Source organism: Nocardia sp. NPDC055165, from assembly GCF_053606985.1.
On record NZ_JBSGSS010000009.1, the window covers coordinates 60,657 to 77,547 of the forward strand.

General features: G+C 68.2%; 15 protein-coding genes. 2 read left to right on the top strand and 13 right to left on the bottom strand.

All coding sequences use genetic code 11. The features are described 5' to 3' along the window. Positions 1 to 4: 4 nt before the first annotated feature. From ACWFRF_RS19610 to ACWFRF_RS19630, 5 genes are all read right to left on the bottom strand, one after another. On the bottom strand, positions 5 to 1,345 hold the full coding sequence (locus ACWFRF_RS19610) for an LLM class flavin-dependent oxidoreductase (protein ID WP_378991958.1): 1,341 nt from the start codon (positions 1,343 to 1,345) through the stop codon (positions 5 to 7). Positions 1,346 to 1,358: 13 nt separating this feature from the next. Next, positions 1,359 to 2,255, bottom strand: a complete 897-nt coding sequence (locus tag ACWFRF_RS19615; protein WP_378991959.1) for an ABC transporter permease — start codon at positions 2,253 to 2,255, stop codon at positions 1,359 to 1,361. Further along, entirely contained in the window at positions 2,248 to 3,111 is an 864-nt protein-coding gene (locus ACWFRF_RS19620) for an ABC transporter ATP-binding protein (protein ID WP_452451412.1), read from the bottom strand. The genes ACWFRF_RS19615 and ACWFRF_RS19620 overlap by 8 nt, the downstream gene beginning before the upstream one ends. Next, positions 3,108 to 4,190, bottom strand: coding sequence for an ABC transporter substrate-binding protein (locus ACWFRF_RS19625; protein WP_452451414.1), 1,083 nt, complete (start codon positions 4,188 to 4,190; stop codon positions 3,108 to 3,110). The genes ACWFRF_RS19620 and ACWFRF_RS19625 overlap by 4 nt, the downstream gene beginning before the upstream one ends. A 323-nt stretch (positions 4,191 to 4,513) precedes the next feature. After that, entirely contained in the window at positions 4,514 to 5,254 is a 741-nt protein-coding gene (locus ACWFRF_RS19630) for an IclR family transcriptional regulator (RefSeq protein WP_378991964.1), read from the bottom strand. Positions 5,255 to 5,531: 277 nt separating this feature from the next. Here ACWFRF_RS19630 and ACWFRF_RS19635 point away from each other — a divergent pair, with 277 nt between their 5' ends. Next, entirely contained in the window at positions 5,532 to 6,986 is a 1,455-nt protein-coding gene (locus ACWFRF_RS19635; protein WP_452451416.1) for a PLP-dependent cysteine synthase family protein, read from the top strand. A gap of 437 nt (positions 6,987 to 7,423) precedes the next feature. Here ACWFRF_RS19635 and ACWFRF_RS19640 read toward each other — a convergent pair whose 3' ends face one another. The 7 genes from ACWFRF_RS19640 to ACWFRF_RS19670 all read right to left on the bottom strand — a co-directional run bounded on the left by ACWFRF_RS19640 (position 7,424) and on the right by ACWFRF_RS19670 (position 14,948). After that, the gene (locus tag ACWFRF_RS19640) at positions 7,424 to 7,585 is read right to left on the bottom strand and encodes a hypothetical protein (RefSeq protein ID WP_452451418.1); all 162 of its coding nucleotides are present in this window, start codon (positions 7,583 to 7,585) and stop codon (positions 7,424 to 7,426) included. Positions 7,586 to 7,637: 52 nt separating this feature from the next. Beyond that, on the bottom strand, positions 7,638 to 8,840 hold the full coding sequence (locus tag ACWFRF_RS19645; RefSeq protein ID WP_452451419.1) for a peptide synthetase: 1,203 nt from the start codon (positions 8,838 to 8,840) through the stop codon (positions 7,638 to 7,640). 77 nt (positions 8,841 to 8,917) lie between these two features. Beyond that, a complete protein-coding gene (locus ACWFRF_RS19650; protein ID WP_452451421.1) occupies positions 8,918 to 9,961 on the bottom strand; it encodes an NAD-dependent epimerase/dehydratase family protein in 1,044 nt (347 codons plus the stop codon). Then, positions 9,958 to 11,616: a fatty acid CoA ligase family protein gene (locus ACWFRF_RS19655; protein ID WP_452451422.1), complete on the bottom strand. Its 1,659-nt coding sequence runs from the start codon at positions 11,614 to 11,616 to the stop codon at positions 9,958 to 9,960. The genes ACWFRF_RS19650 and ACWFRF_RS19655 overlap by 4 nt, the downstream gene beginning before the upstream one ends. Beyond that, positions 11,613 to 12,512 carry a hypothetical protein gene (locus ACWFRF_RS19660; RefSeq protein ID WP_452451423.1) on the bottom strand — a complete coding sequence of 300 codons (900 nt, stop codon included), beginning with the start codon at positions 12,510 to 12,512 and terminating at the stop codon, positions 11,613 to 11,615. The genes ACWFRF_RS19655 and ACWFRF_RS19660 overlap by 4 nt, the downstream gene beginning before the upstream one ends. A gap of 8 nt (positions 12,513 to 12,520) precedes the next feature. Beyond that, positions 12,521 to 13,570: a 3-oxoacyl-ACP synthase III family protein gene (locus tag ACWFRF_RS19665; protein WP_378631287.1), complete on the bottom strand. Its 1,050-nt coding sequence runs from the start codon at positions 13,568 to 13,570 to the stop codon at positions 12,521 to 12,523. Between the two features lie 382 nt (positions 13,571 to 13,952). Next, positions 13,953 to 14,948, bottom strand: a complete 996-nt coding sequence (locus ACWFRF_RS19670) for an MsnO8 family LLM class oxidoreductase (protein WP_452451424.1) — start codon at positions 14,946 to 14,948, stop codon at positions 13,953 to 13,955. Positions 14,949 to 15,106: 158 nt separating this feature from the next. Here ACWFRF_RS19670 and ACWFRF_RS19675 point away from each other — a divergent pair, with 158 nt between their 5' ends. Next, a complete protein-coding gene (locus ACWFRF_RS19675; protein ID WP_378991972.1) occupies positions 15,107 to 15,505 on the top strand; it encodes a DUF779 domain-containing protein in 399 nt (132 codons plus the stop codon). 4 nt (positions 15,506 to 15,509) lie between these two features. Here ACWFRF_RS19675 and ACWFRF_RS19680 read toward each other — a convergent pair whose 3' ends face one another. Then, positions 15,510 to 16,886 (bottom strand): hypothetical protein, encoded by a 1,377-nt coding sequence (locus ACWFRF_RS19680; RefSeq protein ID WP_452451426.1) that lies wholly within the window; start codon positions 16,884 to 16,886, stop codon positions 15,510 to 15,512. Positions 16,887 to 16,891 lie beyond the last annotated feature (5 nt).

Below are 16,891 nucleotides of genomic sequence, written 5' to 3' on the forward strand. Positions count from 1 at the left end.
CGCATCAGGCGCTCACCCGTGCGTCCTGCTCGGCGAACTGGCTTTCCACCGGAGCGAGCCCGTAATGGCCGCGCAGGGTGGTGGATTCGTAATCGGTGCGGAACAGTCCGCGTTCCTGCAGGATCGGCACCACGCGGTCCACGAAGTCCGCCAGGCCGCCGGGCAGGTAGGGCGCCATGATGTTGAACCCGTCGGCCGCGCCCGCGTCGAACCAGCTCTGCAGCTCATCGGCGACCTGTTCGGGGGTGCCGGCGAAGGTGCGGTGACCGCGGCCGCCGCCCAGCTTGCCGATGAGCTGACGCACCGTGAGGTCCTCGGTCTCGGCGAGTTGCTTGACCAGCGTGAACCGGCTCTTGCCGCCCTCGATCTCGCTCTCGGCGGGCAGCGGCGGCAACGGTGCGTCCAGCGCGTGCGCGGTGAGGTCGACGCCGAGCATCGAGGACAGTTGGCGCAGTGCGTAATCGGGCGAGATCAGGTCGGTGAACTCCTGCTCGAGCGCCCTGGCCTCCTCGACAGTGTCGGCGATGAACGGCACCAGGCCCGGCAGCACCTTCAAGTCGTCGTGGGCGCGACCGTATTTCGCCAGGCGCGACTTGAGATCGCGGTAGAACTGCACGCCCTCGTCGAGGGTGCGCTGGGCGGTGAACACGGCTTCGGCACGATGAGCGGCGAACTCCTTGCCCGATTCCGAGGACCCGGCCTGCACCAGCAGCGGACGACCCTGCGGTCCACGGGGGGAGTTCAGTGGCCCGCGCACACGGAACCGTTCGCCCGCGTAGTCGAGGGTGTGCACCCGGCTCGGGTCGGCGAAGACACCGGTCTCGGTGTCGAGCACGATCGCCTCGGCTTCCCAGCTGTCCCACAGTGCCAGCGCCACGTCGACGAATTCCTCGGCGCGTTCGTAGCGGCGGGCATGCTCGGGTATCGCGTCGAGCCCGAAGTTGTAGGCCTCGTCGACATTGCCGGAGGTGACGATGTTCCATCCGGCCCGGCCCGCGCTGATGTGGTCGAGCGAGGCGAACTTGCGTGCGAGATTGAACGGTTCGTTGTAACTGGTGGACGCCGTGGCGATCAGGCCGATCCGCTCGGTGACCGCGGCGATCGCCGACAGCAGGGTGATCGGCTCGAACACGGTGAGGGTGTTGCGTTCGATCCGCGGTCCCACGGCGAGAGTGTCGGCGAAGAACACCGAGTCGAGCTTGCCGCGCTCGGCGATGCGGGCCAGCTCCTGGAAGTGGCGCACATCGAGTACGCGCTGTTCGTCGGTGCGGGGATGGCGCCACGCGGCCTCGTGGTGGCCGACGCCCATCAGGAAGGCGTTCAGGTGGAAAGTCTTGCGAGCCATGGTGATCTCCTGATCAGGCGTTGGTCGGTGAGGTGCGCCAGCGCGAGAGCCGGCGTTCCAGCGCGACGAGGGCGAAGTTGAAACCGAGACCGATCAGCGAGATCGCGACGATCCCCGCGTACATCTGCGGAATCTGGAAGTTCTGCTGCGCGGCGGTGATGAGATAGCCCAAACCGGCTCGCGCGCCGATCATCTCGGCAGCGATGAGGACCAGGATCGAGCCCGCCGCGGCCATCCGGATGCCGGTGAAGATGGACGGGATCGCCGCGGGCAGAATCACCTTCTGGAACAACCGCAGTGGCGAGAAGCCCAGTGAGACCGCCGATTTCACGAGCAGCGGGTCGACGGTGCGCACGCCGGTGATGGTGTTGAGCAGGATCGGGAAGAACGTGGCGTAGCCGATCAGCGCGATCTTCGAGGTCTCGCCGATGCCGAGGATCAGCACGAACACCGGCAGCAGCGCGAGCGCGGCGGTGTTGCGGAACAGTTCGAGCACCGGATTGAGGAAATCCGATACCGGCTTGTACCAGGCGATGGCGATGCCGACCGGGACGGCGATCACCAGGGCGAAGGAGAAGCCGGTGACCGAGCGGGTGAGGCTCGCCGAGGTGTGTTCGGCCAGCTGGCCGTTGCCCGCCAACTCGAAGAAGGCCTGCACCACCGTGGAGAACGGCGGGAGGAATACCTCGTCGACCAGGCCGAACCGGGGCGCCAACTCCCACGCCCCGAGCAGCAACGCGAAGGCGAGCAGTGGTTTGGCGATGCGGAGCACCGCGCTGCCCGCCGAGCCCGCCGCCCGGGTGAGCGTGGAGCGGGCAGCGGGTGCCGCGATGGGGGTAACCGGCGATGCGGCCGGTTCGGCGGCGGCGACTTCGACGGGGCGGACGAGCAGGGGGACGGCGCTAGACATGGGCGGGACTCCTGTCGGTGGACGCGACCGCCGCGGCGGCCGTGCTGTCGTCGGCGGCGAGTTCGAGGCGCTGGGCCCGGCTCACCTCGCTTTGCAGTTCCGTCCAGATCCGATGGCGGTAGTCGCGGAACTGTTCGCTGGAGCGGACATCGATATCGCCACTGCGGTCGATGTCGATATCGATCACGGCCTTCACCCGGCCGGGACGCGAGGTGAGTACCGCGACGCGCTGGCCCAGGTACACCGCCTCGTCGATGCCGTGGGTGATGAACAGGATCGTCTTGCCGGTCGTGCGCCAGATCCGCAGCAGTTCGTCCTGCAGCGACTCTCTGGTCTGCGCGTCGAGCGCGGCGAATGGTTCATCCATCAGCAGCACTTCCGGATCGAAGGCCAGGCTGCGCGCGATCGCCACTCGTTGCTTCATCCCGCCGGACAATTCGTGCGGATACCGGTCACCGAAGCCGGCCAGGCCGACCAGTTCCAGGTAGTGCTCGGCGATCGCCTTGCGGTCCTTGCGAGCGATGCCCTTGGCTTCGAGGCCGAACTGGATGTTGGCGCGGGCGGTGCGCCACGGCAGCAGCGCGTACTGCTGGAACACCACACCGCGGTCGAGGCCGGGACCGGTGATCGGGGCTCCGTCCAGGAGGATCTGCCCGGAGCTGGGCTTGCTCAGCCCGCCGAGCAGATCGAGCAGCGTGGATTTGCCGGAGCCGCTGGGCCCGACCAGGACGAGGAATTCGCCTGCTTCGACCTCGATGGAGATATCGTCGATCGCGGTGAACTTCTCGTCGGTGCCGCGCACGGCGAACTGTTTGCCCACCGATCGCAACGCGAGTTTTGCTGGGGTGCCGGTCATTTCGCGGCCACCACCTCTCCGGTCGGGCCGCTCGTCGGCTGGTAGGTGCCGTTGGCGTAAGGGTTGTCCTTGTTGGTGAACAGGTCCTTGGCGGTGATCTTGCCCTTGGGCAGTTCGCCGTTGCGCTCGAGCCAGTCGATCCAGATCTGGATCTCCTTGTCCGCGATCACCGCTCCGGGCACCGGCAGGCCGGGGCTGCGCCAGTAGTCGAGCAGCTTGAGGTTCTCGTTGCGGCCGCGCTTGTTGATGATCTCGGTGAACTTGGCGACCACCTGATCACGCGGGGTGAGCTGCAGCCAGCGGGTGGCACGCGCGGTGCCCTGCACGAAGTCCTTGACGGCCTCGGGGTTCTGCGCGATGTAGTCCTTGCGGAAAACGTAGGTGCCATAATCGAATTCGCCGAAAATGTCCTTGTCGGTGAACAGCGGATGCAGGCCGCCGCGCTCGACGGCAGTCTCCCGGAATACGCTGCCGAGCGCGCCGACGTCGATCTGACCGCTGCGCAGCGCCTCCTCGGTGTTGACCGGCGGCACCACGATCAGCTGGACCTGCTTGATCTCGGCCTCGCTCAGGCCCTGCTGGTGCAGCCATTCGCGGGTGACGAACTCGTGGTGCGCGCCGAGGGTGTTGACGCCGACCTTCTTGCCGATCAGGTCACGGGCGTTGGTGATGCCGGCGTTGTCGCGCACGAAGTAACCGGTGAACGACTTGGCATCGGAGCCGTAGGAGCTGAGCACGGCCTGCACCGGCGCGCCGCCCGCGGCGAGCTTGACCACCGCGCCGTTGAACGCGCTGCCGAATTCGACCTGCTTGGTGGCGGCCGCCTGGATGTTGGCCGGGCCACTGGTGGTGTCGCCCTCCCACTGAAAGCTGATCTTGGTGAAGTAGCCCAGGTTGTCGGCGAGCTCGTACGGTGTGACCTGTCCGGTCTGTCCCTGGTAGCGCAGCACGGTCTTGCCGTCGGCGGTCGTCACCGCATCGGTGCCGCCGCATGCGGTGACGACCGCGAGGACGGCGGGTGCGACGAGCGCGGCGGCGAGCGCACGCAGCGGACGTCGTCGGAAGGTATTGGACAACATGGTTCGCGAATTCTTTCTACGGCGTGGGAGGACCACGCGGCGGGCCACCAGGGGCGCACGCCGCGACGATCCGCACACGAAGGGCGGATCAACGGGGTATGAGAGAAAGTGGAGATCGGCGACGGAGGAATGCCGCCGCTGTTTCAGCTGCGACAGAATCCGGGGGACAGGCGCATCAAGTCCACCGTACGACGGCGGACGAGCGCGGGGGATTCGATCATGATGAGACTTTCGTGAGCGGGATCGGCGTAGGGGACGCCGCCTGTATTCAATAGTGCGTCAACAGATAACGGCTCGGCAATACTGTTTCCACATCGTGAAAATCATGGTGCGTCGAATCCCTCACCTGCGGCCGCGGTATGGAAATACGGACCGATACGTACCGCGATCTGGTGCATGGCGGGCAGTACGGCACGAACGAGATCGCGATCCAGACGTACCGCGCGCGCCTGCACACCGATCGCACCCCACACCTGCCGATCCGGACCGAGGACCGGGACGGCGATCGCGCGGATCGGTTCGTCGCTGTCGATCTCCTCGATGGCGAACCCACGACGACGAATGGTGTCGAAGAGTTCGCCGTTGCCGCGGTCGAGTCCCACCGAGGCATGCGCGAGCAGCGCGTGACCGACCGCGCTGGTGCTCAACGGTCGCCGCTCCTGCGGAATCTGGTTGTGGCAGAAGTGGATCGGTGGCCTGGCCTGGAACACCGTGAGGGCTTCGTCGGCATCGGCGACACTGAGACTGACGGTGATCTTGATGCCGGCGGCCAGCGCGTACAGGTGCGGCGCCGCGTCGTCGAGCCCGAGCCGTGACAGCGCGGGACGGGCCAGGCACGCCAGTCCGTGCCCGATCCGGTAGCGGTCGGTTGCCGGGTCCTGCTCCAGCAGCCTGCCGCGCACCAGCGCCTGCGCCAGCCGGAAGGTGGTGCTCACCGGGAGCCCGGCCCGCTGCGCCAATTCGCTCAGCGACAATTCGGGGTCCCCGCCCTGAAAGCAGTTCAACACGTACACGGCACGGTCGACGGCTTGTGCGCCGGAGCGGGGTGGTTCGGTCGCGGTCATGGCGGCCTCCTGGTCGACGACGTGCCGAGAACTATCGCCACCACGCTGTCCAGGCGCAATGATTCGGCGCACCGGTGCGAGTAATTCACGAGGCGCCGATCGAATCCGGGTGAGAACAAACCTGTCGACGCGGCGCGGTGGCGAGGAATCTGGAATGTGCACGCGCGGCCGAGGGTCCGCGCTGAATTGTGCTCGGAGAAAGCGGTTTCGACCCCGACTATCTGCGACGGCGGTGTGCAGTGCCGCGGTCGCTCGGCGAAACAGGAAGTTCGGACGCATGACCATCGACATCGATCACACCGTGCGCACCGCCACGGTGTTCGATTCCATCGACCAGGCCATCGGGCACACCCCGCTGGTCCGGTTGAACCGGATCACCGACGACATCGCCGCCACGGTGTATGTGAAGCTCGAATATCTCAATCCCGCGGGGAGCGTGAAGGATCGGGCGGCGCTGTTCATGCTCGACGCGGCCGAGGCCGCGGGGGAGTTGCGGCCCGGTGGAGTCGTGGTGGAGGCGACTTCCGGCAACACCGGCATCGGCTTGGCCGCCATCGCGGCGGCGCGCGGCTATCGCACGGTGGTGGTCGTGCCGGACAAGTCGAGCCGCGACAAGATCGCGCTGCTGCGGGCCTATGGCGCCGAGGTGCATGTGACACCCGGCGGCCGTCCGGTCGGGCACCCCGAGCACCTGCGCAGTGTCGCGCTGCGGCTCGCGGAGGAAATCCCGGGTGCCTGGTTCGCGGGCCAGTACGACAACCCGGCCAACCCCACCGCTCATCGTGAAACCACCGGTCCCGAGATCTGGGCGCAGACCGGCGGCGGCGTCACCCACTTTGTCGCGGGCATCGGCACCGGCGGAACCGTCAGTGGCACAGGGGAATTCCTGAAGCAGGTCTCGGGCGGCCGGGTCCAGGTCGTCGGCGCCGATCCCGAGACATCGGTGTACGGCGGCGGTGACGGTCGTGCCTGGTATGTCGAGTCGGTGGGCCACTACCGGCATCCCGACACCGAGCTCGACGAATGGCCGCAGTCCTACCACACCGAGGTGATCGACCGTGTCGAGCGGATCTCCGATGGGGAATCGCTCCGAGTGCTGCACCGGCTGGCCAAGGAGGAAGGTCTGCTGCTCGGTGGTTCCTCCGGCACGTCGATCGCCGCGGCGCTGCGGGTGGCCCGCGCGCTCGGGCCCGAGGATGTGGTGGTGGTGATCGCGCCCGACTCGGGACGCGGATACCTGTCGAAGTACTTCGACGACGGTTGGCTCGGGCAGTACGGATTTCCGTTGCTCGCGGCCCATGGTGAGCTGACGGTCGGTTCGGCGCTCGGTGTGGTCGAGGGAGCCCGGTCGGTCGGGGCGGGTTCGTCGGTGCTCGCCGAGGCGCGGTTGCTCCCATCGACAACGACCGTGGCGTCGGTCCGCCGAGAACTGGCTTCGCGACGATCTCTTCCGGTCGTCCTCGCCCGGCAGACCGCGGGGCCGGTGGTAGTCGCCGAGGTGCTGGGTACCGCAACGCAGGCGCGCCTCGTCGGCGCTCCGGACGAGGATCCGATCGGCGCGCACCTGGATCCGCCGCCGGCCTTCGCCGGCACCACCGAGCCGGTGGGAGCCGCGGTGACACGGCTCGCCGACTATCACGGTGAGGTGCTGATCGTGCACGAGGGCCGCGTGGTCGGTGGGGTCGACGCTGCTGCGTTCGTCGCCGCACTCGTGCGCGCGGAGGCGTCATGAGACGCACGACAGGGGCCGCGCTGGGGGCGCTCGGTGTGTCCACAGTGGCACCCGTCCATGGCCGACGCGCGCATCCGGCCGCCGCCGCTTCCTCGGCGCAGTGATGGCGACGGTAGCGATGGGCGGCGAACACCCCCGCTGGGGTGGGCGCCGGTGGAGGGATCCGGTCGCCGCCTCGACACCGAATCGGCCGGCGATTCCGCCTTCGGGATCGCGCGACGAACCACGGGAGCGGGAACCGGAATGGGAGAACGCGCTCGCCGCTTCGATGCTCGCTTGGACGGCCTTCCTCGGTGGTTAGTGACGCGCGAGGCGACCGCGGCGCATGCGAGCGCCGGCTCGGCCCAGAGACGGCATGTCAGAACGGTTGCGTCGATCGAGCGGCCCGCGAACGACAGCGCACTGCCGAGCCGGTCACGCGGACCGACGGTGGCAGGTCAGGCGGCGGGTTCGTCGTCGGTCGGGGGCGCGGTGGTGGCGCCGGAGACCCGGATGACGCCTGCTTCGAGGTCCAAGTCGAGGTGGGGTTGACCGTTGGAGTCGCCGCTGCCCTCGTTCTGCAGCTTCTTGCCTGGAAAGAGTTCACCGATGATGCCCACGGTGTCCAGGATAGTCGCGGTAGCGACCTGGTCGCTGGAGTCGGGCGGGTGGCTACCGCTGCCGGTCTGCCGGGCTCGGTGCGGGAAGGTCGGCTTCGAGCATGGCGACGATGCGATCGAGCAGGGCTTCGAGGCGGGACTCGATGCCCGCGCCGTTGCGTGCCGACACGGTCAGGTCGGTGTGGCCGTCGAACTCGGTCAGCCCGAACAGCAGGGGCATGGCGATGCTGTGCTGGGGCAGGACGAACAGTCCGGTCGGGCGGAAGCCGGGGACGGCGAGTTCGTCGGCGGTGAAGCGGCCCATATGGGAGACGGTGGCCGAGGCGAGGTTTCGGCCGAGGCGGGCGCCGAGCCAGTTCGTGGTGCGCAGCACGCCGCGGTTGATCGGGTCGGGGACCAGGGTGATGCGGGTGCTGGCCAGCTGATTCAGCTCGCGCCGTTCGTGCAAACCGGCCTTGATCTGGTCTTTGATCGAGATCCAGTCGCGTCCGGGCTCGATATCGAGGAACAGCGGTAGCGCGAGGTTGGCGGTGGAGCGCAGCGCCGGGTCGTGGCGGCGCAGGTCCACGGGCATCATGATGCGCGAGGCGCCGGGAGTCTCGGCGGCCAGCAGGGCACAGACGCGGGCCAACGCGCCGGAACCAGCGGCCGCGATCCGGCGATGACGCAGCAGATGCGGCGCGAGATCGCGGCGCTGCCGGCCTCGGCCGACGGCGGTGCGGTAGCGCGGAACCATCGGAGTCGGCCTGCCGGGAGCGCCGATTCTCGCGACGAGTTCCTGGTCGGCGATCGGATCGGGCTGGGGAACCGGGTCTTCACCGCGTAGTGCGCGCAGCACATTCGTCACCCACGCCACCATGCCGATGCCGTCCATCACGCCGTGGAAGACACGGAAGATCAGCGTGGTCGGCGCGCCGGCGAGCAGCAGCACCTCGACGGTGGCATCAGGGGTCGGTCCGATCGCGCCCGTGAGGACCGGATCGGTCTCGAGGGCGGGGTAGCTCAGCCGGTGGTCGAGAACGCGCACGGCCGGGGCGATGGCACTGTCGACCCACTCGTTGCCGCGCCGCCGCAGTCGCGCACCGGGGGTGGCCGCCGCGGCGGTGGTTACCGCTGTGCGCAATGCATCCGGGTCGATGTTGCCCTCACCGGGAACCACCAGTTGCATGAGGAAGGGCGGGGCCAGCTCGCGCATGGGGAAATACATCCGCTCGGTGGTCGTCACCGGACGACGGAAAACCTTGCTGCCGTTCATGATTGCCTCCTGGGGCGTCGTCGGTGCCGCGCGGGCCGTGCCGAAGGTGTCGTGGCGGGTGTGACGGTGGCCGCGAACTATCGAAGGTTCTCGGCGAGCACCTCGATGCCGCCCTGCTCGTCGAGCCACGCCAGGAATCCGGCCAGACCGGTATCGCGATCCACCACAGGCACGTAGCCGAGATCGCGGCGAGCCGCACCGGTGTCGTAGGTGGCGGTGCGTGTCATCAGCGCGACGGCGTAGCGCGACAGCGGAGGCGACCAGCGATCGGCCACCGCCGGTATCCGCCAGATCGTTTCGATGGTCGCGACGACGGCGGCGAGCACCCGCGGGTTCGGTCGGCGCGCCGGGGCCTGGAAGCCCAGTCGCGTGGCGACCTCACCGAGGAACCCCCAGACATCGGTCTTCTCGGCATCGGCGATGAAATACGCCTTGCCGCCCACCGTGTCCGAGCGCACCGCCAGGAGGCAGGCGTGCACGATGTTGTCCACGTGGCACAGCGAGGCCTCGACGGTGCGACCGTAGGACAGGTCCGGCAGCGAGCCCGCGGCGGTGCGATCGAGCAATCGAACGATCGGCCCCGATCGGTCTCCGGCGCCCCAGATCGCTCGCGGTCGCAGCGCCACGGTCGTGAATTCCGCTGTGTCCGCGGCGAGTACGGCGCGTTCGGCCGCAGCCTTGGTTTCGGAGTAGTGATTGAGGTAGCGGCTCGGATACGGCAGCGACTCGTCGACGTCGACTTGATCGCCGCCGTCTCGCTCCATCAGGGCACTCGGACTCGAGATGAAAACGAACCGGCCCGCGCCGCCGCGCCGCGCCGCATCCAGGAGCAGCTCGGTGGCCCGCACGTTCTCGGTCCAGAAGCGGTCCCTGGTGCCGCGTTCGTCGACCCGCGCGGCGCTGTGGATCACCGCGTCCATGCCGCTGGTGGCCCGGCTCAGCGACGCCGCGTCGGCCAGGTCCCCGTAGACGAGTGTGACGTGCTCCACGGCTGGACCGAGATCGTCGAGAATACTGCTGCGCCGCGCCAGGATCGAGACATCGTGGGAGCCCTGCGCGACCAGCGCCCGCACGATGGCGCCGCCGAGGAATCCGGACGCGCCGGTGACCAGGATCTTCATCGTCGCGAGTCCAGTTTCTTCGTGGCCCAGCGGGCGAGTTGTTCGCGGCCGATCTTGGCGTTGTGCCGGATATCTACCGGGAAGCGCGGATGTACGAGGAATTCGGCGATCGGAGCGAGAGTGTCGAATTCGGTGGCGCGCGTCCGCAATCGCGTGAGTGCGGCCGCCGCGTCCGCGCCGGGTTCGAGCTCCACGCACAGGACCGGACGCTGGGCGCCGGGGGCGCCGACACCGACCAGCGCCGTGCGCGTAACTCCGGCGACCGCGTTGAAGACCTGTTCGACCTGCACGGTGAACATCGGACCACGCGCGGTCGTGATCCGTTGACTCTTGCGCCCGCAGAACCAGATCCGGCCCTGCTCGTCGAGCCATCCCAGATCACCGGTGCGGTGCCAGATCTGCTCGCCATCGCTGATCTTGCCCGCGGTGTTGGCCTGCGCGGGCCAGTAGTAGCGCGTACTCACATTCGGGCCCGCGACCACGATCTCGCCGACCTCGCGTGCGCCGAGTTCTTCGGTGTCGTCCCAGGTCGCGACGGGATCATCGGTGATGGCGAGCAGCCGGACACGCACTCGATCGGTGGGCAGGCCGATGCAGGTGCCCTCGCCGCTCTTGGCGCGCTCGACCAGACCGGCGAGCAATTCCCGCGATTCGATCGTCGACATGGGCAGCGCCTCGGTCGAGCCGTATCCGGCGTAGATCTCGACATCGGGGCGCAAGACCTCGCGCAACCCGGCGACGCACCAGTGCGGAACAGGGGCGCCACCGGAGAAGATACTGGCCAGCGACGGTAGGTCGACCGGATGCGCGCGCAACCGTTCCAGCAGCGGGATGAGGACCGCGGGCGAGGCGAACATCGTGCGCACGCCGAAACGCCCGATCGCGTCGACCACGTGCGCCGGATCGGTCGAGCCGACCTTGCTCGGAATCAGCGGTGGCAACACACACCGCGACCCGAGCAGCAGATCGAGGACGCCCACCAGCGGCAGTGTCACCAGGGAAGTGCCGGGTGGCGTGTGCCCGCGGGCGGCGTGCACCTGCTCCACCATCGCCGCGAGATTGCCGTGCGTCAGCTCGACGGCTTTGGCGGGACCGGTACTGCCCGTGGTGAATCCGATGATCAGCAACTCGTCGGGATCGGCGGGTACGCGCTCGGGCGGCGTACCGGAGGGGGTGCGAGTCCACGAATCCAGCGTCGGCCCACCCCAGAACCAGCGGCGCCCCACGGTGAGCGTGGTGCGCACACCCCGGAAACTGCGCGGGAACAGCACCCGCAGGGCATGCGCCTGCGGGATCCCGATGAACGCCTGCGCTTCGACCGCGCGCAGACAGTGCACCATGCGGCGCACACCCATGCCCGGATCGATGACGACCGGAACGGCGCCGATCTTCAACAGCGCGAACAGGATCGCGTACAGCTCCGGGCTCGGCAGCACGAGCACGATCGTGCGGGTGCCGCTGCCCACCCCGGAATCGGTGAGATGTTCGGCGATGGCGTCGGACCAGCGATCGAGGTCGCGATAGGTGATGTCGCGGTAGTCGGGTAGCCCGTCGGCGGTCGTGCCGTCGGGATAGATGACCGCCTCGCGGTCGGGCTCCTCGCGGGCGAGCGTGCGGAAGCGGTCGATCGTGGCCCAGTAAGTCGCCGTCGTCACGCGGTGGTCTCCGCGGGGAGCCGGTACAGCGTCGCGGCGGCGGACGGGCCCGCGCCCGCGGCGACGAACAGCACGTGGGTGTAGCCGGCGAGCGTACCCTCGGCGCTCGCGCGGGCGTAGGCCAGCGGCAGTGCGGCGGTGTGCGGGTCGCCGTCGGACAGGTCGGGCACCCGTACCGCGTCCTGGTCGATGCCGAGCTCCTCGGCCAGGCGCCCGGGAAAGCGCGGGCTCGGAGTGGAGGCGATCAACGCGACGAAGGCGCCCTCGAAGTCGGCGAGCGCGGAGTGCGCGACTTCGGTGGCCACCGCGAGGATGCGGTCCTCGAAGTCGGGTTCGCGTTCGATCGTCATCAGCGTTCGCCCGACGGTGCCCATGGCGGCCGTGTCGACGTAGGCCTGTCCCGCGGCGGTGCCGGGTGCGGTCGCGGTGTACACCGGGCCGAAGCCCTCGGGGTCGTCGACCTGCTCGAGTAGCAGCGCGGCACCGGAGGTGGCGTAAGGGAAGTCGGCATCGGCGCTCGACCGGGTCATCGACGGGTGCGTGTCGCCCGCGACGATCAGAACGTGCTCGGTGCTGCCCGTCGCCAAGACCGAGCCCGCCACCTGTACGGCGTTGACGACGCCGACCGCGCCGTTCATCAGGTCGAAGGAGAAGGTCCGCGGATCGGTCCTGGTGTAGTCGAGCCCGATACCCGCCGCTTTCTGGATCAGCGCGGCCACCGCCGGTTCCACGGTGTTCGAGTCGCGGAACACGCCGGTATTGATCAGCACGCCGACCTGCTCGGGGCGGACGCCGGCCTGCTCCAGACATTGTGCGGCGGCCCGCCCGCTGTGGGTGACGACGCTGTGGGTGTCGGTCGACCTGCTCGTGCCCGTGGCTCGGATGCGAATGCCCATTGTTGACCTCAGACCTTCAGGGAGGAGATGGTGGCGGACAGGAATCCCGCGACGACACCGGACGCGGCGGGCACCATGAGCAGTTTCGATCCCGCCGCGATGTTGTCGTCGGCGAGCTGATCGTGCAGAACGATGAAATGTGATGTGGTCGAAGTATTTCCGTACTTCTCGATCACATTGAGGTCCGGCGGCATCTCGGCGCCGAACTCACGCGCGGCGACCGCGTTGATGTAGGGCACTGCGGCAGCACCGAACTGGTGATGGATGATGTAGTCGAACTGCTCGCCGGCGAAGTCGCGGCCCTGCTGTTCGAGGAAACTGCCCTGGGCGTCGGGCCAGAGCAGGAACCGCGCTTCGTTGTGCATCTTGCGGTTGTCGGTGTAGAGCGCGACGCCCGACGACTTGTCGCTGGGCATACCGAGGCACAGGTGTGAATGTTCTGCGGCGGTGAGCAATTCGATGTAGTGGATCTTGTCGGCGTCGTCGACCGCGCGGTCCAGCACGACCGCGCACCCGGAGTCGCCCACCGACAGCGAGGCGAACTGCAGATCGTATTTCTCGGTGATCTCGTTCACCGCGGTCTCGGCGATGGGGGTGATCGCCTCGCCGCTGACCACCATGCCGTTGCGCACCACGCCCGAGCGGATCATCCGGTCCAGAATGTAGGTGCCGGTGAGCATTCCGGCACAGGCGTTGGAGACGTCGAAGGTGATGGCGCGTTCGGCGCCGAGGGTCTTGGCGATCGTCGACGCGAACGAGGGCTCCATGTACATGCGGGTGCCGTCGTTGCTGCGGGTGATCGAACACGAGATGATCACGTCCAGCTCGCCCGGCGCGTAGCTCGACCGCGACAGGCAGTCGCGCGCGGCGTTCACGGCGAGGGTGAACGAGTCCTCGACCGACTCCGGGCGGGTGTCGCGCACACGGCGTTCTTTCACGCCGGTGATGCGCTCCAGATCGAACGACGGTGGCGTTTTCAACCGGGAGATCAATTCGGTGGTGGACAAGATGTTCGACGGAAGATATGCCCCGATGGATTCGAAACGCGATTGTGACACGTGAGCTCCCGGATGCGGTCGAAAGAATGGTTTACCGGACGAATCTCGAGCGCCGGTGGACTCGAACCATACCGGTCATCGGCCGGCATCGGGTGCAGTGATCCAGCGCACTGGCCGGTGCGAGATCGTTTGTGCGACACGGTGTTGCGGAAACTTCGGCAATCCACTCGAGTCTCACAGATCGCCTGGACCAGGGCATTTGTGTGGCTGTGGGCAATGGTACGGCTATCGGGCCGATCTGCCTTGCCGCGGTGATGTGGTCCTGCAGAACGGTGCTCGCGCAGTGAGTCACTTCACGATTGTTTACACCGTCGAATAAATTGCGAGCCGGGCGGGTTTGTTTTCGGAGTACAAGTGGTCTCGCGAATTTTGTCGGCGAGAACTAGCCGCCCAGGCCCACGACGCGGGCCAACCGCCGATGTGATTCCAGACGCGCCGCTCGATCGAAAGTGCTGGTGTGGACCAGGATTTCATCGGCCCCGGTGCGGCTCACCAGCTTTTCCAATGCTTCGGCCACCTGATCCTCGGTGCCGTGGATCTGGTGGCCGAGCGCCTGCTCGAACAGGTGGCGCTGGCGGTCGGTCATCGTCGCCGGGTCGATCTCCTCGGGTGGGATCAGTGCGGGAAACTCGCCGTGCGTGCGCGAGTAGGCGCTCGACCAGGCCTCCGGGAGCAGCAGTCGGTGCGCCTGCTCGGTCGAGTCGGCGATCATCGCCGTCGCGGAGACGACGACGTACGGGCGGGGGACTCGAGCCGAGGGCTGGAACAGGGTGCGGTACCGCTCGATCGCGTCCACCATCGCCTGCGTGCCCGCGATCGGGGCGATCACCAGGGGCAGCCCGAATCGTGCGGCGCGCTCGGCCCCGGAGCCGGTGGCGAGCAGGAACGCCGGGACGTCCGCGCCCTCCGCGGAGCCGGCGTGCACACCCTGCCTGCCCACCGCGAAGTAGTCGAGAACCTCGGTGAGGCGTGCGTCGATATCGTCGGCGTCGTCGAGGCCGTGGCCGAGCGCGCGGCGGACGCCGTCGGTGAATCCGACCGAACGCCCGAGGCCCATGTCGATTCGTCCGGGGAACAGCGACCCGAGCACGCCGAACTGCTCGGCGACCACGAGTGGCTGATGATTGGGCAGCATCACCCCACCGGTGCCGACGCGGATGCGCGTGGTGGCCGCCGCGACCGCCGCCGCCAGCACGGTCGGCGCGGTTCCGGCGACACCGGGAACGCTGTGATGCTCGGCGACCCAGAACCGGTGGTAGCCCCACTGCTCGGCGAGGACCGCGAACGCGACCGTCTCGCGCAGGGCGTCGGCGTGGTCCTGCCCGCGCCGCACGCGTGAGCGGTCCAGGATCGAGAAGCGAACCGATTCGAGTGCCATATCAGTAGTCAACGTCGCAGACACGAGGTGATTCCGTGGCGGTGACACGCGCGGGTGATCTTCGCAGGTTTGGGCCGGTACCAACCCTGGACCAACCTTTCGCAACGATAGTGTGCCCCGAGCACGATCACCGGCGAGAAAACTGCGAGGAGCGCACTATGGTTCGACATCCCAACGGCCGCAAGGTAGATCATCGCCACCGTGCGGTCGAGGCCAGCGATGATGCGCTGCGTGTGCTGCGGCTGCTGCTCGAGATGCACGGCCCGGTGGTGCTGTACCTCGCGCCCGACACCGACGGGTACACGCCGGTCTGTGTGCGGCTGCGGGACTTCCGGCCCGCGCCCGGCGATGTCCTCGCCGGGCAGACGGCGTGGCACACCCAACTGTGGATGGCCGACCGGTTCCACGTCGGGTTCGACGACCTCGATGTCAGCATCGAGGTACGCAACCGTCCGCAGCCGGGCTCCGCCTCACTCGAGACGGCATGCGGATTCCGGTTCGCGCTGCGGATCGACAAGGCAGAGGCGGCCGTCGACTTCGTCGAGGAAGCCTCCTAGCCCGTCACCAGAACCGCGGCGTCAGTCCCCAATCCGCGAATTCGGCGGCCAGTAGCTCGCGCAGTGCCGCGCGGGTGGGGAAACGATCGGGGTCGCCGCCGGTCACCACGAGTGTCACCGTGTCGTCATCGCAGGAGAACGCGAGATTGACACCGACCTCTACCTGGCGGAACAACTCGACCGGACCGGGATTGACCACCGGGCGCATGATCACATCGCGTGCGCGGTGTGATCCGAGGACCGCGATGTTCTGCGCGGTGCGACCCATGTTGGTGCACAGGCATTCCGGCGCCTTGGCGGTGCGCGCGAACTTGTGCAGCACCACCTTGGGCAACAACATCTGCACCGGTTGCAGGTGCTGGATGGGTGGGATGGTCGCCGGATCGCGATAGGCAAGGCCCGCCGCCTTGAGCGCGGCGCGGATCACGGGCAGATCGGCGCGTTCGCCCGCCCGGTACCCGACGCTGATCGGCAGCCCGGTGGTGGCATTGGCGCGTGGGTCGTCGGCCTCGCGCATCGAATGCGGAATGTCGACGCGCACCTCGGCGCCGTCGGCGACGCGGCCACTGCGACCGAGCAGCCCGACCGCGACACCGATCAGCAGGCCGTTGGTGGTGCCGCCGTGCGCGGTGGCCACGGCGTCCCATTCGGCGAGATCGAGCTGGACGATGGCCTCGGCCGCCTGCCAGGTGTCGGCATGGGGCAACCGTGGCGCCGCCGGGCGCGGATTGCGGGCGGGTTCGCTGACACCGCGGGCGCGGCGTGCCGCCCGGACGCCACGGGCGACGGCACCGAGTTGGCTACGCGCATCGGCGAGATCGGCGGCGAAGCGGCCCGCGCCCGCGACCGGACCGACGAGCCTGCCCGCGCTGGTGTGGCGGTCGGGTGTCTCGCCGCGGTTGAGCCGGTCCAGGGAATCGACGATCGCGTGCATCATGGCGCCGCCGTCGCACGCCACGTGCGAGGCGACCAAGGTGACCACGGTGCCACCGGATGCGAGCGGCGCGCCCGCGAGCTGCCACACGAGCCCGCGCTCGGGGTCGAACTCGACGGCGGCCTGCTCGAGGAACCAGTCGAGGACCCGCTCCTCGGGAATCGGGGTGTCCGACCAGCGCAGCGGCAGTGATTCGGTGGCGGGCTCCCAGTGCGCACGCGCGATCGGGAAGCGCGTGGTGCGGACCCGACGCGCGATGAACCCGGTCGCCAGGTGCGCGTGCCAGTCGGCGAGCAGATCCCGGCTCAACGCGCTGTCGAAGCGGTACGCCAGCTGGTTGACCAGGGCGTTCGGGTAGAGGCTGTGCAGTTTGAAGAACAGATCGTCGTCGGCGGTGATCCGGTTGAGGTCGGTGGACACCGTGACAGCGGGGGCGATGACAGTCATCGAAT